The organism is Colwellia sp. PAMC 20917, assembly GCF_001767295.1.
Taxonomy (GTDB): Bacteria; Pseudomonadota; Gammaproteobacteria; order Enterobacterales; family Alteromonadaceae; genus Colwellia_A.
Window position 1 is genome coordinate 1,358,282 of record NZ_CP014944.1, and the last position, 22,016, is coordinate 1,380,297.

A 22,016-nucleotide genomic window follows, 5' to 3' on the forward strand; every position below is an offset into this window, starting at 1 on the left:
AGTTACCGCATAGAAATGACCACAGCAAACTTAGACTTATCCTCACACACCCCTATGATGCGCCAGTACTTAACCATTAAAGCTGAGTTCCCTCATATTTTAATTTTTTATCGCATGGGTGACTTTTACGAGTTATTTTTTGATGATGCGAAAAAAGCATCTGATTTGCTCGATATTTCATTAACCGCTCGCGGCAAGACAGGTGGCAATGCAATACCTATGGCGGGCGTTCCCTATCATGCGGTGGAGAATTATCTAGCAAAATTAGTACAACTGGGTGAATCTGTTGCCATTTGTGAACAAATTGGTGACCCAGCAACCAGCAAAGGTCCTGTTGAACGTAAAGTTGTTAGGGTTATTACTCCAGGTACGGTGAGTGATGAAGCATTATTACTTGATAAGCATGACAACCTAATTGTTGCGGTAAGTGAAGGTAATAATAAGTCATCGCAACGCTTTGGACTGTCTTATCTTGATATGACCAGTGGCCGCTTTGTACTGACTGAGCCAAATACCATTGAACAGTTACAAGCTGAACTACAGCGTTTATCTCCTGCTGAATTACTCTACAGTGAATCGTTCTCAGCGCCAGAGTTACTAAAAGGCTATCAAGGATTAAGAAGAAGACCTGAATGGGAGTTTGATTTAGACACAGCCACTAATTTACTCAATACACAATTTGGCACTAAAGAACTTTCTGGCTTTGGTGTTGGTGATAAATCATTAGGCTTAATGGCCGCTGGTTGTTTATTTCAATATGTAAAAGAATGTCAACGCAGTGCGCTTCCTCACATTCGAGCCATTATTTGTGAGTCTTCTGCTTCTGGTGTCATTTTAGATGCGGCAACTCGTCGTAATTTAGAACTCACCCAAAACTTACAAGGTGGCTTTGAAAATACCCTAGCATCGGTTTTAGACAAATCAGCGACACCAATGGGCTCTAGATTACTAAAACGTTGGTTACATTTTCCATTACGTGATTTAAACATATTAACTGCACGTCAAAATGCAATTAGTGAGTTATTGTCACAAGATTTAACGACTGAATTATTTAGCCAACTTAAATCTTTTGGTGATATTGAGCGTATTGTTTCTCGCATTGCCTTACGCTCTGCGCGTCCAAGAGATTTTGCTCGTTTACGTAATGCTTTAAGTCAATTGCCTGATCTTCAGCAACATTTACAAACTTGTCAGCAAGCACATATCACTGAATTAGCGTCAAAAAGCTTTCCAATACCCGACTTACACGGCTTATTACAGCATGCTTTAGTTGAAAACCCACCCGTTCTTATCCGTGATGGTGGCGTTATTGCCAAAGGCTATCATGAAGAGCTTGATGTCTTACGTGACTTAAGTGATGGTGCAACTGAATTTCTTGCTCAACTCGAAGCGCGTGAAAAAGAACGTACCGGTATTAGTTCCTTAAAAGTAGGCTATAACAGGGTTCATGGCTTCTTTATTGAAATGAGTCGTACTGCCGCGAACGATGTACCTGATGATTATATTCGCCGACAAACCTTAAAAAATAATGAACGTTTTATTACCGATGAACTAAAACAACATGAAGAAAAAGTGCTTAGCGCACAGAGTAAGTTTCTCGCCTTAGAAAAACGTTTATATGATGAATTGTTCGATTTAGTGTTACCTGATTTAGAAAAACTGCAATTACTTGCTCAAGCTGTCGCAGAACTAGACGTTTTAAATACCTTTGCAGAACGCGCAGAAAGCCTAAATTATGTTAAACCAAGTTTAAGCCAAAATGACGGTATTGAGATTAAAGGCGGTCGTCATCCTGTCGTTGAGTTAATGACTAGTGAGCCCTTTATTGCTAATCCAGTGACATTAAATAATGAACGTAAGATGTTGATCATTACCGGTCCTAATATGGGCGGTAAATCTACCTATATGCGCCAAACAGCGCTCATTGTTTTATTAGCTCATATTGGTTGTTATGTCCCTGCTGATGCGGCAAATATTAGTATGGTTGATCGAATATTCACCCGTATTGGCGCTTCTGACGACCTAGCGAGTGGTCGTTCAACCTTTATGGTTGAAATGACAGAAACCGCAAACATTCTCCATAATGCAACAGAAAAAAGTTTAGTGTTACTTGATGAAATAGGCAGAGGAACCAGTACTTATGACGGTTTATCTCTTGCTTGGGCGTGCGCTGAAATGCTGGCGATTAAAACTAAAGCCTTTACTTTATTCGCTAGCCATTATTTTGAGCTAACCCTGTTAGCCGATCAGATACCAAGCTTGGTTAATGTTCATTTAGATGCGGTTGAACATGGTGATACCATCGTGTTTATGCATACCGTTCAAGAAGGCGCGGCAAGTAAGAGCTTTGGCTTACAGGTTGCACAACTTGCTGGTGTGCCTAAGACCGTTATTCAACGGGCTAAACAACGCTTAGCTGAACTGGAAAGACAACAAGCTCCTTCTGTTATCAATGTTGAACAACAACCCTTCGAGCAACTTTCATTTATTGATAACACTCACCCCGTACTCGAATCATTGTCATCAATTGATGTAAACGATTTAACCCCCAAACAAGCATTGGATTTATTATTTGAGTTTAAAAGTAAAATGTAGCTCTTAATAATAAGTAAAAAAAAACCAGCAATTGCTGGTTTTTTTTATCGAAGCTAAAATATCTACGCTTGAAACAAGGCCTCAATTGATAAGTCTTGTTGACTTAAAATATCGCGTAAACGCTTAAGCGCTTCAACTTGAATTTGACGAACACGTTCACGTGTTAAACCAATTTCTACACCAACATCTTCTAATGTCGCCGCTTCATATCCTAATAAGCCAAAACGACGGGCAAGCACTTCACGTTGCTTAGAGTTAAGTTCGTTTAACCAGTGGATAATATTATTTTTAATATCGGATGTTTGCAAGCTACCTTCTGGACCACCACTTTTATCATCAGGGATCACATCAAGTAATACTTTATCGTTTTCACCACCGAAAGGTGAATCGACTGAGGTCATACGTTCATTTAGACGTAGCATTTTAGTGACATTAGCGACTGGTACATCAAGCGCTTCAGCAATATCTTCTGCGGTAGGTTCGTGATCAAGCTTTTGCACTAGTTCACGCGAAGTGCGTAAATAAATATTGAGTTCTTTAACGACATGGATAGGGAGACGAATAGTGCGGGTTTGATTCATAATGGCACGTTCAATCGTTTGACGTATCCACCATGTTGCATAAGTTGAAAAACGAAATCCACGTTCGGGATCAAATTTTTCTACCGCGCGGATCAAGCCTAAGTTACCTTCTTCAATAAGGTCAAGTAAGGGCAAACCACGATTATTATAACGACGAGAAATTTTAACAACTAAACGCAGATTACTTTCGATCATGCGTTTTCTTGAGGGTTCGTCACCTTTAAGGGCAAGGCGAGAAAAGTACACTTCTTCTTCAGCGCTAAGTAATGGAGAAAATCCAATTTCGCTTAAATACAATTGAGTGGCGTCTAAATTCGATGGTACATCTTCTCTATCTTTAGATGATGCTCTAGTTGATTCTTTCTTATCTACACTAGTACTTATCAATTCTTTTTCTATACCCATGCTGTATCTCCAATGATTTAGCAATGCCAACTATCAATGATTAAATATGCAAACCAACTCCAATTTATTATTATTATTTGTTGTTATTTAGACAGGTACTTCATAGGGTTTACTGATTTACCACGAAAGCGAACTTCAAAATGAAGCATGACTCTTTCAGCGTCTGTATCACCCATTTTCGCTATAACCTGACCCGCTTTTACCGACTGTTGTTCTTTCACTAAGATACTATCGTTATGAGCATAAGCACTAAGGTAATCATCATTATGTTTAACAATAATTAGCTGACCGTATCCTCGTAAAGCATCTCCGGCATAAACTACCACGCCATCAGCTGTCGATTTAATCGAGTCACCACGTATACCTGCGATGTTTATTCCTTTGTTACCTTGTTTTGCTGTAGAAAAACCTTCAATAACTTTTCCTTGAGCAGGCCACAACCAATTCCTTATTTTTTGAGAAAAACTTGTGCCATTTGCAGAGGTTTTATTGTTTACTTTTTGCCCTCTTACATTTTTACCATACGCCTGCTTTTTATTTGATGCAACAGGTTTTTTTACCCTTGTTGGTATGTTACTTTTCTGCTTTTCATTGCGCGCTATATTACTACTGGCTTGGCTCGAATTTTTAACTAAAAATAATTTTTGTCCAGGGAATATTTTGTAAGGAGATACCAGATTATTAAAAGTGGCTAAGCTACTAATATCAACATTAGCTCGCCAAGCAATAGAATATAGGGTTTCACCTTTTTTAACGATGTACTCGCGACCTTTTAAGCTATTTTTAACACGCTTACTTAATGGAACTGAGCCTTGAACATCAACAACGGGGGCGGGTTTATGGTTAGAAGAACAACTTACCACAGACAAACTAAGCACTAAAAAAACCACATAAGTGATTTTTTTAGTGCTTAAGAGAACATAATTTTCACGATTTAAAATCAAAAAACCATCCTAGCGTTGTCTGTATTGATTTAACGTAAAACAAAATAAGCCACAATAATAAGCGCAACAATCAGCCAACCCAGTATATCTACCCATTGTCTTATCTTTTGTTCCATGGCGGCTCCTCCCCAGCGAATAATACCGGCAACCAAGAAAAATCGCATTCCACGACCAATTGCTGAAGCGATTAAAAACGGCAGAAAAGCCATATGTAAAAAGCCAGCACTGACTGTGAATAATTTATAAGGGATCGGTGAAAATCCAGCAATAAAGACGACCCAAACACCCCACTGCTGAAACCACAGCACAACGGCGTCAAAAGCGTCTTGCTTACCCATAGCGGTAATTGCCGGTTGTATCCAAGGTTCAAACATATAATAACCGAGTAAATAACCAACAGAGCCACCCAAAATTGAAGCTATCGTTGTTAATGTGGCGTAAGACCATGCTTTGTGTGGTTTAGCCAGCACCATGGGTGCTAGAAGCACATCAGGGGGAATAGGGAAAAATATAGATTCAGCAAAAGTTAATAGTGCCAACATTCTTGGCGCAAATTTATGTTCAGCAAAACGAAGTGTCCATTCATACATTTTTGAAAAAATTTTCAATTAAATCATACCTTTTTTTCAGATAATAAAGAGTGAGTAATATTGTTTAGTTTATTTATGCAAAGACTGCAATACTCTGCAGCTAATTTAGGGTTATGACAGTAACGTACTGGCACAACTTTTTATATTAAGCGATGAAAAATTAAATTAACGCGCCGGGCACAAGCGGTACAAATTTAACCATTTCAACTTGTTGTTCTTTGTACTCATCGCCATGACGAGTAATAACTTTCAGTATTTGCGTATCTGTGCCAACAGGTATCACTAAGCGCCCACCATCAGCTAACTGTTCGAGTAATGCTTTAGGCACTTCGGTTGGCGCTGCAGTAACAATAATCGCTTGAAAAGGAGACTTACTACTCCAACCTTGCCAGCCATCACCGTGCTTCATTGAGACGTTATTTAAATCTATTGATTGCAAGCGACGTTTCGCCTGCCATTGTAATGCCTTAATACGCTCGACCGAAAAAACTTTAGCAACCAATTGTGTAAGGATGGATGTTTGATAACCAGACCCTGTCCCTATTTCTAGAATGCTGTCAGGGACACCGTCCGCTAATAATAATTCTGACATTTTTGCCACTATATAAGGTTGAGAAATAGTTTGTCCCTGCCCAATAGGCAAAGCCGTATTGTCGTATGCTTTATGCGCTAAGATTTCAGGAACAAAAATATGTCGAGGTGATTGAGCAATTGCTTGCAACACCCGCTGATCACGTATCCCTTCTGCGTATAACTTTTGCGCTAATAGCTCGCCGCTACGACGTGATTTACCGCTCACATTGCTCCCTACCCTTACATTCATAACCTGCTCTTTTTATTTTTTTTATTTTAAAATTAACATGTGATTTATCTAAAATTTAGCAATAACTCAACGGTAACTTAAATGATTAAGTCGCCAACCCAACGAGTGATCGATGCCAAACTATCATGGGCGGTCATATCAACGGTTAACGGGGTTATCGATGCATAACCATTGGCAATAGCATGAAAGTCTGTACCTTCGCCACAATCTTGCTCTTGGCCTAATCGACCGTACCAATATATATCACGTTGCCATGGGTCTTGCGTTTTTTCCATCATCTCTGCTTTATGACGATTACCCAAGCGTGTCACCTTGACACCTTTTAATTCACTAAGCGGAATATCAGGGACATTAATATTGATAATTTGATCGACGGCTAATGGATGAGATTGTAAACGTTGAATAAATTTTGCCGTAACCACGGCAGCTGTTTGGTAATTTTGTTCACTTTGACCCACCAAGGAAACAGCGATTGCTGGCATCCCCATGTGCCGCCCTTCTGTTGCCGCCGCGACCGTACCTGAATATAAGGTATCATCGCCTAGGTTTGCGCCACAGTTAATACCGGCAACAACCAAATCAGGTGTAAGCAGCTGACTGATGCCAAGATGAACTGAGTCGGTTGGCGTGCCGTTTACTGAAATGAAACCATTGTCTAATGTTTGAATGCGTAGCGGATTCATTAGCGTTAAAGAGTTACTGGCACCACTACAGTTTCTATCGGGTGCGACTACCGTTACCTCAGCTATTTTTACTAATTCGTCGTGTAAAACTTTAATGCCTAAAGCATGAACACCGTCATCGTTACTGAGTAATATTTTCATTAGTTTACCGCTCGCTCTGTCATATCTTGATAACTGATTAATTCACGCAAAATGGTGGTTGCATAACAACCAGAAGGTAAAAAGAAGCTCAATGTTATGGTGTCATCAACCGACTTTATACTGCCTTCAGTTAACGACAACCTAATTCTACGTCGTTCTTGCTTTAAGCCAAACTTAGCTAAACCTTGGCAAAAGTCAGCGTAACCATCGGCAACCTGCTGCTCTAGCTGTTGTGATTCGCCTTGCGACATTAATTCGCCAGCGCCCCACAGCGCTGCCGTTAAGTCGATATCTTTTTCTTGAAAGCGTTGACGAATGGTTGCGTCAATTTCATCAGCCAAAAATACCGACTGTGTGCCGCTTAACATAAAAACATCACCCGTTTGTAAAGATTCAAACTGATTTCTTTCAATACGAGTACTGATTATTTGATTAAAGATTTCTGAGCGAGCCGCCGATAAATAAAGGCCACGTTTCTTTTTATCTTTTACTTTTTTACCTTGAAATAACTCCAACGCTCTTTCAAGGTTGCCGCCATTAATACCAAAGCGTTGTTCACCAAAGTAGTTAGGCACACCAAATTGGCTAACCGCAGTCCAGCGGCGTAAGACATCATCGGTATTACTGACATTACGCAACACTAATTCGAAGCGATTACCTGACAAGGCACCGATGCGTAATTTTTTGTTATGACGTTGTTGGGAAAGAACTTCAACACCTTCGATGGCTAAGTTACTTAAATCATAAATCGCTTTGCCTGGTAGGTGAATACCGAACCACTGCTCGGTAACAGCAAATCTGTCTTTTAAGCCGGCATAAGATACTAAGCCTTCTTTTACCTTAAAGTATTTAGCCAACTCTCGGGCAACAACTAGCGTATTGGCGCCAGTTTTTCTCAGGTGAATAAATAAATGTTCGCCTTCGCCGCAAGGTTCAAAAGGTAATTTTTCAAAGACCTTAAAATCAGACATTTCACTACGAAGTTGGCCAGTGGCATTCGGTTGGGTATATAAATATTGTAATGACTTGCTCATTTTATTGATTATTCTCTATAACGGCTGCAGAAGATTTTGTCAGTAAGACCACAGCGTGAACAGCCACGCCTTCTTTACGACCTGCATAACCTAACTTTTCAGTCGTGGTTGCTTTTACATTCACTTGATCTAGCTCTGCTTGTAAGTCTTCACTTAAGCAAGTACGCATCGCCAATAAATGTGGTGCTATTTTAGGGGCTTGTGCAACGATAGTAATATCGGCATTACCGAGTTGATAGCCTTTTTCAATCATTAAACCGACAACATGCTTTAATAAAATTCGACTATCGATATTTTCATACTGGCCATCTGTATCAGGAAAGTGATTACCAATATCGGCTAAGCAAAGCGCCCCCAATATTGCGTCACACAAAGCGTGAATTGCAACATCACCATCCGAGTGAGCAATAAAGCCTTGCGGATAATCTATTTCTACACCGGCTAAAACAATAGGGCCTTTGCCACCAAATTTGTGTACATCAAAGCCGTGACCTATTCTCATGGTGTTTCCTGTAATATTGGTTTTTGTTGCTGTTGTTTTTGCTTAGCTAAGAAAAAAGCAGCTAAAGCGAGATCATCTGGATGAGTAATTTTTATATTTTCACTGCTTGCCGAAACTAACAGACTAGGTAAATTAGCCCGTTCAATTGCTGATGACTCATCAGTGAGTTCAGCTCCCTGATTAAGGCCATTAATAATCGCGGCTTTTAATTCTCGCACCGGAAACATTTGTGGTGTTAGCGCGTGCCATAAATGCTCTCGCGCTACCGTTGACAAAACTTGCGGACCATTTAACGTACTCAAAACCGATCGTTTCATGGTGTCTCGCACCGGTGCAGCTAATAATCCGCCCACTTCTTTTGCTAGGCAACGAGCAATTAACGTTGAAATATCATCATGAGTAACACAAGGTCTCGCGGCATCATGCACTAAGACCCAAGAATGGTGCTCAGGGTCAATCGCTGTTAATCCAGCCAGAACTGAGTCAACTCGTTCTTTGCCGCCAATAACTGTTTCAACCTGAGCATTATTGATTAATGACGTTTGTGGATAATATTCATCATTTGCACTGAGCGCGATAATAACTTTATTTATCGACGGATGACTTAACAGGCGTTCAATGGTGTGTTCTAAAATTGTTTTATTATCAATAGTTAAATATTGCTTAGGGCAATTTGCCTGCATACGTTTACCTGCACCAGCGGCAGGGACAACAGCAATAAATTGTTGAGTAGGCTCGGTTGGATTAATTAGCATAACGTTATTATTCCGGGTCTATTTGCATGGTGTTTTTTTCAGAGGGTATTAAACGAAAAAATGTTTCGTTTTCTTTTATCATCCCTAACTCATTCCGAGCGCGCTCTTCAATAGCTTCAACGCCTGATTTCAAATCGTCGGTATCAGCATATAATAATTTATTACGTTGTTTGAGCTTGTCATTGTCTGCTACTTGACGTTGAACTTCTTGTTCCAAAGCTAGATAGTCAGGCACACTATTTTTACCGAACCATAGTCGGTATTGTAATAACATCAGAAAAACCAGTAAGAGTACGGTTATAGCGCGCATAAAAACCTAATATAAAGCCTAAAATTTAGTCAGAGAAGTACCAGTACGGTTGCCATTATAAATGGGTGTTTGCTGGTGTAAACATTATTAACGCATTTATAATTTTTAAAAATCAAATTGCTAACGATTGCTTAAAGTTACGCCAGTTAATGGCACAAGATAATAACAACTCACGCAAACTCGGTGTTAAAGGGTTTGCTCGATGGGCATTTAACCAACAATGGCCACTACAAGCTGCCGTCATCACTTTCTTATTCGGTTTGAGTAATTGCCCTATTGCTTGGTTTTGTTCAAGGTCGGTTAAAGAGAACCAACCATGAAGATTGGTTCGAAAACGCTGTTGCTCAAGATCAATTCTGTCAATAGAGTCTAATAATATCGTGGAATCTTTGGCAATAGGCACCACTAGGCCATGATGCAACGTTGCCGATAAATACCACTGTTTTACTGACTCGCTGTCTTGGCCATTTAATGGCATCTGTTTACCTTGTTTAGCTGACCAAGTTGCATTTTGCACATCAAGCTTTAGGGGTGTTTGCACCTGTAACATGGAGTTTGCCGTACGCTTGATATAATGAGGTAAACTTTTTAATCGCCCCTGCATCAATGGGGCTGATAAAAGAGGATCTATACTCAACTGCCCCAACTCTCTTTCATATAGCGCATTACAAAGCTCAGCAAAATCAGCTGATTGATAGTCCCTTTGCCATATTGAGGTTTGTTCATTCATGAATAATTGAGTGCTTTTTAATACGTTACTGGGTAGAATTCAACCTGAAGTTTAAGCATAACCTATTGGGTGAAAAAGATAAAATAAAGCTATAGTCTTTATTTATGGCTATTACCATACACATTATTAGCTTTATCGCCCTTAATATTAACCAATAGCGCTATGCTGTTAATTGAACTCCACATAACCTAACACCGAAAACTCATGGAAAATATATGTTTGAAAAAGTAGCAAGTGAAAGCCCAGTAGTAGAAAAAACACTCTCTCTAGCGCCAACCGATTTATTACGACAAGAAATAGATCAGGTCAGTTATATTTATAATATCATTGTTGATTTTTTTGCTAATTATACCTTCCAATTGATTGGCGCCTTCATCATTTTCGCGCTCGGTTATATCGTCGCAGGCAAAATATCCAATGTTGTATTGAGACTATGTACAAAACATAAACTTGATATCACCTTAAGTCAGTTTTTGGCCAGTACCACCAAAATGCTTATCGTCATCATGATAACCGTTATCTCGTTAAGTAAATTAGGCATTAGTGTTACACCATTTATAGCTGCCATTGGTGCCATTTCTCTTGGCGCAGGTTTAGCCTTACAAGGTTTATTAGCTAACTATGCAGCTGGTTTTAATATTATTATTATTCGCCCCTTCGTGGTTGGTGATACCATAACTGTGCGCGGTGTTACCGGCATAGTCAAAGAAGTTCTCCTGGCTTATACCATAATTCATGACCAAGACGGTGTTGCGATTACCATACCGAACAAACATATTGTTGGCGAGATATTACACAACTCCAAACATGACTCATTATTAGAGTTAACAGTGGGTATCGCCTATAAAGAAGATCCATTACAAGTGGTTACTATTTTAGAAAAAACGATAGAGGAACTCAATATCGTTGGTGAATCGCGCGAACCACAAATTGGTATTAGCGAATTTGCTGACAGCTCTATCAATATTTCGATACGTTTATGGACACCCACGGCTAATTATTATGATGCTAAATTTAAAGCCTACAAAGCAATTTACTTAGCCCTGAAAGAAAACAATATCGAGATCCCGTTCCCACAACGCGATGTTCATTTAATCTCACAAGCTTAATGTAAGGGTTAGAAAGTCTGACTTTCAGCCATAAATTCAGCGTATAAAAAACCACTCATTGAGTGGTTTTTTTTCGAGGTAAATGGTAAATCCGGATAATTTTCGAAACTATCACTCGTCAAATGATGATTGAGTCTTAATAGACTTTTTTGCCACAAACATGACATAGTGCAGAAATAAAAAAGCAACCATTAAAGACTGCTTAGTGCCCAGCCTGTGTGAAAACTATTTCAAACTTGAGTAATTGGTAAAAACCAACAGAAAAAAGCTCTTTAGATTAAATTTTGTATTATATTTGATGTAAAGCTACCTATTAATTTACGTAGCGTTGCATAAAAGTTTTCCTCCGGGAGTTTTTACACAGGCAGTGCCATTAGCGGACGGTAGGATGTCTGGGCTATTTGCTATTTTCTTTTGCTATTCTTTCTAGGTAGTTCTTTTTCCTTTCATCCAATCCATAGATTATCCCCCATTAAGCCACCCATAATAACTTGTTTGTTTTTTCAACAATAAACTACACTTAGTTTACCCTCTTATAAGTGTGGTGATTGTTATGCCTAAGCCTCGTTCACAACAAATCAGTTTATCTGATACGCCGTATTATCATATTTGTAGTCAAACCGTTCGAAAAGCCTTTTTATGTGGTGTTGATAAAGAAACCGGTGTCAGTTATGAGCACAGGCGTCATTGGATTGAACAGCGCATTTTTACATTATCTCAGGTCTTTGCTATTGATATTTGTGCTCACGCTGTTATGAATAATCACTTACATTTAGTCCTTCATGTTGATAGTGAACAAGTTAACAACTGGACGACGTTCGAGGTACTGTCCCGTTGGCATAAGTTGTTTAAAGGCACCCTGTTAACCCGTCAATATCAGCGACAGCAATCATTAACGACATTCGAAATAGAAATGGTTGAAGAAACAGCACAGGTCTATAAACAACGCTTAATCGATATCAGTTGGTTTATGCGGGCATTAAACGAGCCTATTGCTCGACAGGCCAATAAAGAAGATAAATGCACTGGGCACTTTTGGGAAGGACGCTTTAAATCACAAGCCCTGCTCGATGAAGGGGCATTACTTGCTTGTATGGCTTATGTAGATTTAAATCCAGTGCGTGCGGGTATTGCCCCAACACCTGAGCAATCGAGTTTTACCAGTATTCAACTGCGTATCAGAGCCGCCATTATCGGAGAGCAACCGACAACGTTATTACCTTTTACTGGCCATGAACAGCAAGCTAAAACCTCCGGTATCCGCTTTAGCTTAAAGGACTATTTAACCCTTGTAGATGAAACAGGTCGCGTAATAAGAGCAGACAAACGAGGCGCTATCGATAACAAAACCGCAAATATACTGTCAAGACTTCACATCAGCGATGAAAGTTGGCTCAAACTCACCTCAAACTTTGAAGGTATATTCACTGGCGCGGTCGGCACCGCAGAGCATTTGTGTGAATTTACTGAGCACGTGGGGTTAAAGCGAGCACACGGGAAAGCAAATGCCCAAGCTTGTTTGAATAGCGCGTAAACTTAACTACAAGCTAAGACAGCACTAAGACAGCAAGAAAAATAAGGCTACCTTGGGGGAGAAGTAAACTTGCCTGAAATTCACTGATTTAATCAACATCTATAACAATCGATATACAAAAGCCTACAAGATGAAGTACATGCATTGTTGTTGACCAATGGATAGCGTGTTTCAGAGTATTATTATTGTGTAGAATTATCATGGGTGGCATAGTAACTTTTGTGTAGCATTATCATGGGTGGCATAGTAATTTTTGTTGTTGACCAATGGATAGCGTGTTTCAGAGTATTATTATTGTGTAGAATTATCATGGGTGGCATAGTAACTTTTGTGTAGCATTATCATGGGTGGCATAGTAATTTTTGTTGTTGGCCAATGGATAGCGTGTTTCAGAGTATTATCACTGTGTAGAATTATCATGGGTGGCATAGTAATTTCTGTGTAGAATTATCATGGGTGGCATAGTAATTTCTCTTCATTGATAACTTGGATCAAGTGTTTTTTGAAATCGATTTTATCTGATACATTTTTTTATCAGCTAAATTAATTAGCTCATCCAAATGAGTGCCATCTTCAGGAAAAACAGAATAGCCGGCAGAAAAGGTTATATCTAAGTTACTTTTATTGGCTTTTAGAAGCGTCCATTCTGCATCAATCTGATCAATTAATTTATGAATACAGTATTCATCATTAACGTTAGATAGTAATAAAACAAACTCATCTCCACCTACTCTTGCGACAAGATCTGAACGCCTCAATATGTTTTTCAGACATAGAGAAAAAGAGATTAACGTATTGTCTCCCACGTCATGTCCAAACTGGTCGTTGATAGGTTTAAAGTTGTCTAGATCAATAAAAACAATTGCAACGCTTTGATTATTACGCCGTGCAAGTGCCAATAAAGTTTCAGCATTAACTTCAAGTCCACGCTTATTGTCTATTTTTGTGAGAGGGTCAAGCAACGATTTTTCACGATAACTAATACGATCTAACGTAATTGATACAATTTTCGATAAGGCTGAAAAATAAGCTATTTCATCAAGAGACATTGGCCTGACACCTTCAGTCGCAAAGGATCCAGTCCCTATTAAACCAAGACTTTCTCCATGCAAGAATAACTGGCAGTTTATAAGTGTTCGATAGTCCAATGCATTAACGATTTTTTTATCTGTAGTCGGATCACTTCGAGCATCTTCAACATATACAGGAAAATCACTATTAAAGATTTTTTCCATCATTTTATCGTTAGTAATATCTATATACGGATATTTAGATTCAACTTCTTTCTGGCCTTTCCCAACTACAGAAATGAGTTTAGAAGTCTTTTTACAATTACCTTCAAATGCATACAACCACGTTAAACTGAAACCAAATAATAATTCCATTTCAGTTTGTAATAATGAAATCATTGAGCCGACTGTATCGACTTTATATATATCTTTGGTTAAGTTTCCAAGTGAATGGATTAGTGTTGATGCTGTGTTGATGTGAATCGTCCTTATTAACATTTATTCATAGTAATTTAACTTACTTCAATTAGAAAATGAATTACAAGCAATTATTGTTAAATTGTCCTAAATTAACCAAGGCCTGACCTGATCAACTAAATTCAGACACCTAGTTAAGTTCGTTAAGCTACCTTTTTAAATTCTCTTTCTTTACATTCAACTATTGTTAACTTCTTCTTGTGACATGAGTTAACAATCAGCAAAATACGAAGCTAATATTCAATCCCTTTAGCTTAAAAAGCAGCCAAAATCAAAGCCCCTGTTGAGGTTTGGCATTCCAAATGAAGAAGCAGTACGGATGTTCATTTATGCCACCAAGAATACTATGGAAGCAGAACATCAAGATGGGGGTAAAGTAATTAGCTAAGGCTCACTAATGCTAAAGGCTGTGTAAAAACTCTCAGAGTAAATTTTTTATCAGCACCGTCGAGAAAAATCGGTACTGGTACTTTAGTCCCGAGTAGTTCACGTGAAGCTACAAGAATTAACAGGTGGGTTTTACCTGTTAGACCAGCATATTTGGACCAAATAAGAAAAAAGGATACTTAACAACGTGAGCAAAAATAATAAAGCCCAATAACGCGAAGCCAAAATCAGCGCCCGCTCGCGTTGCTTGAACAATATGGGAAACACCGATACTCGTCGCAGCCCAAACAATGCTGAGCCCTAAAAGAGCGAAGTTCTTTGTAAATTCAATCGTATATGCGCTTTAATACAACTTGTTTTTATATAGTTAAATAAGGCAATATTATTTTTGGTAGTTCAATAGAAAATTCGGCATCATCAATCTCACAGGCAATTGCGGGGGTTAGAGTTGGATAAAGAACCTTGTCTAAAAGACCGCTAATAATCATAAAAATAGCCACTTCAGCAACTTTTGATTGATCTTTTGCTGTAATTTCTTGTCTAAATCTTAATAAAATTTCAACCAAACGTTGGTAAATTACTTTGCGGTCCACTGATTTATCTGAATCAAGTAATTCTGAATGGAGCCTTGAATTTAAGTGGAGTGTTCGAAATACACTTTTGCGTGTCGAAAGAAATTGATAAGTTTCAACGGATACCTTTTCTACAGCTTCCTTTAAATTTGCAAATTCGATAAGTTCGAGGTTAGTGACCCATTGAGAGAGATCGTTACCAAAGTCTTGATAGAGTAGTGGCAATAATGATTCTTTGTCTTTAAATCGTCGGTAAAAGGTGCCTACGGATACGCCAGCACGCGTGGATAATTCTTTAATAGTGATGTGCTCGAAAAACTTGTCTTGGAGACAAAAATGTAAAGCGTTTAATAGTTTGCGTTGTGTATCTTGGCTTCTTTGCTGTTTTGGCAAGAAAACATTTTTTGTTGGCATCGTTATCGCTATATATCCATTTAAGGTGAAACTAGTTGAATGATGCGATTTTTTAAGGAAAACAGCAATACCAAAATTCATTTGGGTAACTACTAGGGGTAATAATCCCAAATAATATTTTTATATTGCCATACACTTTACTGGCAAATACTATTTAGCTTGGGCCATATAGTCAAGGGTCAGTTGAGTCAATGTAGCAGTGCCCGTTTTAAATGAGGACTCGTCAGCAAAAAAATAAGGGGAATGGTTACTTGGTGCTGTTTTTTCGTCTTTATCACTTGGAGTTCCCCCTAAAAAAACGAATAAACCTGGTACCTCAAGGGCGTAAAATGAAAAATCTTCTGCACCGGTGATCTTAGGTATAATCATTACATTTTGCTTTCCGGCTGCTTTTTCCAAACTCGGTAACATTTGTGTGGTTAATTCTGGGTTGTTTATCGTAACAGGGTAACCTTTGAAAATATTAACATCGGCCTTTGCTCCTGACGAGGCAGCAATATGCGTTGCCGTTGTTTTAATTTTTTCAAAAATTTGTTGCCTATTATCCATGTCAAAGTTACGAATAGTACCTATCATTTCGACATTTTCAGGAATAATATTATTACGCACACCACCCGAAATTTTACCAAAAGAAACGACAGCAGGTTCTTTGGTAATATCAATATGACGACTAACAATGAGGTTCACACCATTAACAATTTGAGCCGCCGCTGCAATGGGATCGACGCCGTTCCAAGGTGTAGAACCATGTGTTTGTTCACCATGGACATTAATTTCAAACCTATCTGCACTAGCCATAAATGGGCCACTTCGATAACCTATAGTTCCAGAAGGCAGGCTAGATGTTATATGTAAACCAAAAGCAGCATCAGGTTTATAACGTTTAAACATTCCTTGCTTTAACATCAGTTCAGCGCCACCTTCTTCACCTTTAGGTGCACCTTCTTCTGCGGGTTGGAATACAAACATGACATTACCATTGAGTTGATCTTTCATGCCAGCTAGTACTGAAGCTGTTCCCATCAACATGGCAACATGGGTGTCATGGCCACAGGCGTGCATAATACCGACATCGACACCGCGGTAGTTAGTTGTTTTAGTTGACTTAAAAGGTAAATCGACCTTTTCTGTTACCGGTAAAGCATCCATATCGGCACGAAGCATTACCGTAGGGCCTGGCTTTGAACCTTTCAAAATCCCAACAACACCGGTATAGGCAATATTGGTTTCCACTTCCATGCCAAGGCTTCTCAAATGCTCTGCAACTATTCCAGCGGTGCGAAATTCACGGTTTCCTAGCTCAGGATTTTGGTGAAAATCACGGCGCCATTCAATAACTTTATGTTCAACATTTTTAAGTAGTTCTTTCGGGCCAGTCGCAGCCTTAGCACCAAATGAAGACATTAATCCTAAAGCAACACAACAAGATATTACTGATTTTTTCATGTTTATTCCTTTTAATTTATTATTAGTATTATGATTTATTTTAAGTGATATTAACCGTTTTTGGATTAATGTGAGCCAACAACAGACTTAGTCGTTGCCGGTATTTTTTCTATGTTATAGCCTATGCCGCCTTTAAAAACGACTGACCTATCACGAATAGCCGATGGATCTTTTGATAAGTCACCATCAACCAATACTAAATCAGCACGTTTTCCTGTTTCATAGAGCCAATTAGATTTTCACGATGTAAATATTTAGCGGTATTAAGCGTAGATATTTCAATGGATTCTTCCACGCTAAAACCTGCTTCTACAAGCAATTCAACAACCCGTTGATTAGAAAAACCAGCAATAACACCACTAAAAACTATTGGATCCGTTCCTACCATTAATTTTCCGTCAGCTTCAATAAATATCTTTCAAGCTTCATCATCTTTTTAAAGATAATAGACCAAGTAGCATGTTCTTGGTTGGCTATTTTTTCCAAAATTGCTTCGTATTGATAGCGTACTTGTGGAATAAGGGCATCAAGTGCTTTAGGCTAAGCTTTTGGGCGGCCTTTAGTATAGATTTCAAATACAGTTAATATTGAGGTTAACGCAACATCTTTTTTATCAAAAATTCAATAAGGTCGTTAACTTCTTTAGAGTCTATATCAAGATCTACTAGCGATTGGTGTGATACTTTATAACTTGGGCATTCATCTTTAACTTTTCCTTTAACAACATCTGTTGAGGCAAAAAAGCCATGTTCTAAATTATCAAGACCAAGTTCAGCTGCTTCTCTGTAGGTGATAGAACATAAGTCACTGTCATTTGCATACAACTGTAACTAAGTAAAAGTGGCTAACAAGCATATGGCTTGAGCTGCTGATAAATTCCTTGTGAAGATATTTTTTTTCATTCTGGACTGCTCATTATAAATTCACTAATCGCTTTTTATACTAACGAGTAATTATCAAAATGTTCGATAAATTAAGATTCACATTTTGATAGATGCACCCGTCATTGGTTATTTAATAGTGAACTACTCGGCACTAAAGTACCGAGTTTTCTCGACGGTGCTGACAAATGTAAATCTAAATTCACATAATTTTGTAATTTAAATAAATTATGTTAATTTAGCTTAGAGTTCAATCATGAATAATAGGGTTAAAGCTACCCATTTAAGGAATAATAATGAAGGAAAACATTTGGGTAGCAGTAATAATTGCGCCGCTATTTTCAACAATGACCTTTGCTAAAGTCGAGCCTGTATTACAACTAGAAGATGTTTTTACACTGGAGTATGCTTCTGGACTTGCTATAAATGCTGGCGGTGATGAAGTCTATTTTGTTCGTAACTATATGGATATTCATAGTGATAAAAAACTTGGCAACATTTGGAAAGTTGACAAGAAAAAAAACTTAACTCCGGTAACTAATGGTCTTCATGTTGATTATTCGCCAAAGCTTTCTCCTGATAATACAAAACTAGCTTATATTTCTACGGCGAGTGGTAAATCTCAAATACATATGAAGTGGTTGCAAACAGGTAACGCTGGACAATTGAGTCACTTCACTAACGCACCTTCAAATCTAAGTTGGTCGCCTGATGGAAAACATTTAGCTTTCTCAATGTTTGTTGATAGTGAAACAAAGAGTGTTGTATCACTGCCAGGTATGCCTAAAGGAGCAAAATGGGCTAAGCCAGCTGTGTATATTGATGACATGTATTATCGCTTTGATGGTGCAGGTTATAATAAAGCAGGTAATAGCCATATTTTTGTTATGTCAACTGATGGGGGAAATGCACGTCAACTTACAGAGGGTGAGTTCAATCATAATGAAAAAGTTAGTTGGAGTAAAGATGGAAGCAAATTATATTACTCAACCAACAAACGTTTAGATAAAGATCTAGAATGGACAGATAGTAATATTTACTCTGTGGATATTGAAACGCAAGAAGTTAACGTATTAACAGATCGTAATGGACCTGATTCAAGCCCTATTATCTCGCCTAATGGTAAGTTGATTGCGTATTTAGGCTCTGATCAGCACTATAAAAATTACGAAAACACTGAACTTTATATCATGAATATTGATGGTTCAAATAAACATTCTATTACTGAAAATTTAGACCGTTCAATTAATAACATTCAATGGGCTAAGAACAGCAAATCCGTTTTAATGAGTTATCAAGATAAAGGAGAAACTTATGTTGCTTCTCAATCGTTGAGTGGCAAACGAAAAATTGTTGCGAGACAGTTAGGCGGGCTCTCTTACGGTAGACCATATAATGGCGGTGAATTTGTTGTTTCAGAAGATGGAACTGTTGCTTTTACTTTTTCGAATCCTCAACGCCCTGCGGATATAGCAATAACGAAAAAGGGTAAAACAACCCTACTAACTACACTTAATGAAGATGCATTAGGTTATAAAACTCTAGCTAGTATAAAAGAAATTAATACCAAATCTTCATTTGATAAACGCAATATTCAAGCTTGGATTGCTTACCCTCCAGGGTATGATACGGCTAAAAAAGCGGGTAAAAAATTTCCTTTGATCCTAGAAATTCATGGTGGTCCAGTCACAAATTATGGACCTCATTTTTCTGCAGAAATTCAACTTATGGCAGCGAAAGGCTATGTCGTAGTTTATGCTAACCCAAGAGGAAGTGATAGCTACGGTAAAGAATTCTCTCAAACCATTCATAATAATTATCCAAGCCAAGATTATGATGATTTAATGTCTGTTGTTGATAATGTTATTAAGCAAGAAGCTATTGATGATGAGGCATTATTTGTAACAGGTGGTTCTGGTGGTGGTGTTTTAACGGCGTGGATTATTGGCCATACTGACAGATTTAAAGCTGCTGTGGTCGCTAAACCTGTAATCAATTGGATTAGCTTCGTACTGACCACTGATATTTATCCTTTTGTTATTAAAAATTGGTTTAACAAAATGCCATGGGAAGACAGCGAGCACTATATGAAGTTATCACCTATTAGTTATGTTGGTAATGTCAGTACACCTACCATGCTACTAACAGGGGAAGCAGATCAACGAACACCCATTGCTGAAACTGAACAGTTTTATCAAGCGCTTAAATTACGTGATGTTGATACAGCCATGGTAAGAATACCAGACGCTTATCATGGTATTTATAAACGCCCTAGCAATTTAATGTCTAAAGTTGCTCATATATTATGGTGGTTTGAGCAATATAAAACGACTCCGAAATCAAAGGGAGGTTATTGATTACTAATATAAAGTAGAGGTGATGAACTAAATGCAAAATAGTAATCTCTTAGTTCTTTAATCATCATAGTTGTGTCGCCATTGGTTATTGAGATAGTGATTTCCTTTAATCAATGATGATATTTTTCAATCAGTTGTCAGGTGAAAATATACATTTTTTCCTTTGTAATAAGCGAGTTTAAAATATGCGGAATTTATACCCTATAGCGGCGTGTAGCTTAATCGTCTCAGCATTAACGATTACTTCGGCGTTAGCTGAAGTTAAATACACGGATCAAGTAAAGCTACATCAAATAGCTGAGCAGGTATCAGCTGATAATATCGAAAAAGACATTAGGAAACTCGTCGGCTTTGGCACCAGACATACTTTATCAGAAACTCAATCTGAATCACGCGGTATCGGCGCTGCAAGACGTTGGATTAAATCTGAATTTGAAGCTATTTCGAAGGCTTGCGGAGAGTGTCTTGAGGTGTATTTTCAACGTGATGTGATATCGGGTGAAAAACGTATACCAGAGCCTACCGAAGTGGTGAGTGTCATCGCGATATTGAAAGGTAAAACGGATGATAATCGCTATGTCATTATGTCAGGCGATATTGATTCTCGTGTTAGTGATCCTATGAATGCTACCTCAGACTCTCCGGGCGCCAATGATAATGCTTCAGGTGTTGCAGGCGTTTTGGAAGCGGCAAGAGTACTATCTAAGCATGAATTCAATGGCTCAATTGTGTTTGCTGCCTTAGCTGGTGAAGAGCAAGGGCTCTTTGGCGGTAAAATTATGGCTAAGCAAGCGCAAAAAGATGGTTGGCGAATTAAAGCGGTGCTAAATAATGATATGATCGGCAATATTGAAGGGATTAATGGCGTTATTAATAATACAACCGCAAGAATATTTGCTGAAGGCACTCGCCAAAAAGAAACACAAAAGCAGGCAACTAAAAGACGTTTTACAGGGGGAGAGGTCGATTCACCTACTCGTAACTTAGCTCGTTATATTGACTGGATGGCAGATAGGTATATTCCTAATTTAGACACTATGATGGTTTACCGTTTAGATAGATTTGGACGTGGTGGACACCACCGTCCGTTTAACGACCTTGGTTATCCTGCGGTTCGAATTATGGAAACGAATGAGAACTACAACCGACAACATCAAGACCTTAGAACAGAAAATGGTGTCAACTATGGCGATACTATCGACGGTATCAACTTTAACTATGCGGCAAAACTTACGGCACTCAATGCAGTTTCTTTAGCTGGCATGGCATGGGCTCCTAATCCACCCGTTAACGTTGAAATAAGCGGAGCAGTGCAACCCAGTACTAAACTTGCTTGGGCAAAGGCAAATAAAAATGAAAAAAATATTATTGCAGGCTATAAGATTTACTGGCGATTAACGGATGCTTCACAATGGCAAAACAGCCGTTTTGTTGGTAATGTAACAGAATACACTTTGGAAAATATTGTTATAGATAATTACTTTTTTGGCGTGGTTAGTGTCAGTAAAGATGGCTTTGAAAGCCCTGTTGTTTTTCCTGGTGATGCGGGTTCATTTGGTAACTAGAACACCCATAGTTACTATATATTCAGCGAAAGAAAATACGTTAACCTATAAGTTAAACTCAATAGTGTCGGCTATTTTGAAAAGTGGTGAATAATATCGCTCACCATTTTTCAATTGGCTACTGGCTATTCGAACGTACCAAACACCTTATACATTCTCTTAGGGTATTAT

Annotated in this window: 21 protein-coding genes; 5 read left to right on the plus strand and 16 right to left on the minus strand. The window is 38.4% G+C overall.

Going from position 1 to position 22,016, the window contains the following annotated elements:
• The first annotated feature begins 15 nt into the window (after positions 1–15).
• A complete protein-coding gene (gene mutS, locus A3Q34_RS05780) occupies positions 16–2,595 on the plus strand; it encodes a DNA mismatch repair protein MutS (RefSeq protein ID WP_070374497.1) in 2,580 nt (859 codons plus the stop codon).
• A gap of 62 nt (positions 2,596–2,657) precedes the next feature.
• On the opposite strand, the gene rpoS is transcribed toward mutS, so the two are convergent.
• From rpoS to A3Q34_RS05830, 10 genes are all read right to left on the minus strand, one after another.
• Positions 2,658–3,581 (minus strand): RNA polymerase sigma factor RpoS, encoded by a 924-nt coding sequence (gene rpoS, locus A3Q34_RS05785; RefSeq protein WP_070374498.1) that lies wholly within the window; start codon positions 3,579–3,581, stop codon positions 2,658–2,660.
• Positions 3,582–3,664: 83 nt separating this feature from the next.
• Complete coding sequence (locus A3Q34_RS05790) at positions 3,665–4,525, minus strand: peptidoglycan DD-metalloendopeptidase family protein (RefSeq protein ID WP_231907435.1); 861 nt, start codon at positions 4,523–4,525, stop codon at positions 3,665–3,667.
• Positions 4,526–4,554: 29 nt separating this feature from the next.
• Positions 4,555–5,133, minus strand: coding sequence for a YqaA family protein (locus A3Q34_RS05795; RefSeq protein ID WP_070374499.1), 579 nt, complete (start codon positions 5,131–5,133; stop codon positions 4,555–4,557).
• A 142-nt stretch (positions 5,134–5,275) separates the two neighbouring features.
• Positions 5,276–5,914 (minus strand): protein-L-isoaspartate(D-aspartate) O-methyltransferase, encoded by a 639-nt coding sequence (locus A3Q34_RS05800; RefSeq protein WP_404842419.1) that lies wholly within the window; start codon positions 5,912–5,914, stop codon positions 5,276–5,278.
• Positions 5,915–6,015: 101 nt separating this feature from the next.
• Complete coding sequence (surE, locus tag A3Q34_RS05805; protein WP_070374501.1) at positions 6,016–6,762, minus strand: 5'/3'-nucleotidase SurE; 747 nt, start codon at positions 6,760–6,762, stop codon at positions 6,016–6,018.
• A complete protein-coding gene (gene truD, locus A3Q34_RS05810) occupies positions 6,762–7,796 on the minus strand; it encodes a tRNA pseudouridine(13) synthase TruD (RefSeq protein ID WP_070374502.1) in 1,035 nt (344 codons plus the stop codon). Before truD ends, surE begins: the two co-directional genes overlap by 1 nt.
• 1 nt (position 7,797) lies before the next feature.
• Positions 7,798–8,298, minus strand: a complete 501-nt coding sequence (gene ispF, locus A3Q34_RS05815; RefSeq protein ID WP_070374503.1) for a 2-C-methyl-D-erythritol 2,4-cyclodiphosphate synthase — start codon at positions 8,296–8,298, stop codon at positions 7,798–7,800.
• A complete protein-coding gene (ispD, locus tag A3Q34_RS05820; RefSeq protein ID WP_070374504.1) occupies positions 8,295–9,053 on the minus strand; it encodes a 2-C-methyl-D-erythritol 4-phosphate cytidylyltransferase in 759 nt (252 codons plus the stop codon). Before ispD ends, ispF begins: the two co-directional genes overlap by 4 nt.
• 7 nt (positions 9,054–9,060) lie before the next feature.
• Positions 9,061–9,363 carry a cell division protein FtsB gene (gene ftsB / locus A3Q34_RS05825; protein WP_070374505.1) on the minus strand — a complete coding sequence of 101 codons (303 nt, stop codon included), beginning with the start codon at positions 9,361–9,363 and terminating at the stop codon, positions 9,061–9,063.
• A 112-nt stretch (positions 9,364–9,475) separates the two neighbouring features.
• Positions 9,476–10,093, minus strand: coding sequence for a hypothetical protein (locus A3Q34_RS05830; RefSeq protein WP_070374506.1), 618 nt, complete (start codon positions 10,091–10,093; stop codon positions 9,476–9,478).
• A 215-nt stretch (positions 10,094–10,308) separates the two neighbouring features.
• Between A3Q34_RS05830 and A3Q34_RS05835 the strand changes: the two genes are divergently transcribed.
• Complete coding sequence (locus tag A3Q34_RS05835) at positions 10,309–11,202, plus strand: mechanosensitive ion channel family protein (protein WP_083277916.1); 894 nt, start codon at positions 10,309–10,311, stop codon at positions 11,200–11,202.
• Between the two features lie 553 nt (positions 11,203–11,755).
• Complete coding sequence (locus tag A3Q34_RS05840) at positions 11,756–12,736, plus strand: transposase (RefSeq protein WP_070374507.1); 981 nt, start codon at positions 11,756–11,758, stop codon at positions 12,734–12,736.
• 491 nt (positions 12,737–13,227) lie between these two features.
• Here the strand turns inward: A3Q34_RS05840 and A3Q34_RS05845 are convergent, their stop codons facing one another.
• The 6 genes from A3Q34_RS05845 to A3Q34_RS05865 form a co-directional block, all read right to left on the minus strand.
• A complete protein-coding gene (locus tag A3Q34_RS05845; protein ID WP_231907436.1) occupies positions 13,228–14,145 on the minus strand; it encodes a GGDEF domain-containing protein in 918 nt (305 codons plus the stop codon).
• Positions 14,146–14,969: 824 nt separating this feature from the next.
• Complete coding sequence (locus A3Q34_RS05850; protein WP_231907437.1) at positions 14,970–15,677, minus strand: TetR/AcrR family transcriptional regulator; 708 nt, start codon at positions 15,675–15,677, stop codon at positions 14,970–14,972.
• 69 nt (positions 15,678–15,746) lie between these two features.
• Complete coding sequence (locus tag A3Q34_RS05855) at positions 15,747–17,000, minus strand: M20 family metallopeptidase (RefSeq protein WP_442855283.1); 1,254 nt, start codon at positions 16,998–17,000, stop codon at positions 15,747–15,749.
• A 107-nt stretch (positions 17,001–17,107) separates the two neighbouring features.
• On the minus strand, positions 17,108–17,236 hold the full coding sequence (locus tag A3Q34_RS21060) for a hypothetical protein (protein WP_269447180.1): 129 nt from the start codon (positions 17,234–17,236) through the stop codon (positions 17,108–17,110).
• Between the two features lie 2 nt (positions 17,237–17,238).
• The gene (locus tag A3Q34_RS05860; protein WP_070374509.1) at positions 17,239–17,430 is read right to left on the minus strand and encodes a hypothetical protein; all 192 of its coding nucleotides are present in this window, start codon (positions 17,428–17,430) and stop codon (positions 17,239–17,241) included.
• Positions 17,431–17,635: 205 nt separating this feature from the next.
• Positions 17,636–17,866 carry a hypothetical protein gene (locus A3Q34_RS05865; RefSeq protein ID WP_070374510.1) on the minus strand — a complete coding sequence of 77 codons (231 nt, stop codon included), beginning with the start codon at positions 17,864–17,866 and terminating at the stop codon, positions 17,636–17,638.
• Between the two features lie 353 nt (positions 17,867–18,219).
• Here A3Q34_RS05865 and A3Q34_RS05870 point away from each other — a divergent pair, with 353 nt between their 5' ends.
• Positions 18,220–20,280 (plus strand): alpha/beta hydrolase family protein, encoded by a 2,061-nt coding sequence (locus A3Q34_RS05870; RefSeq protein WP_070374511.1) that lies wholly within the window; start codon positions 18,220–18,222, stop codon positions 20,278–20,280.
• A 185-nt stretch (positions 20,281–20,465) separates the two neighbouring features.
• Positions 20,466–21,845 carry a M28 family metallopeptidase gene (locus A3Q34_RS05875; RefSeq protein WP_070374512.1) on the plus strand — a complete coding sequence of 460 codons (1,380 nt, stop codon included), beginning with the start codon at positions 20,466–20,468 and terminating at the stop codon, positions 21,843–21,845.
• Positions 21,846–22,016 lie beyond the last annotated feature (171 nt).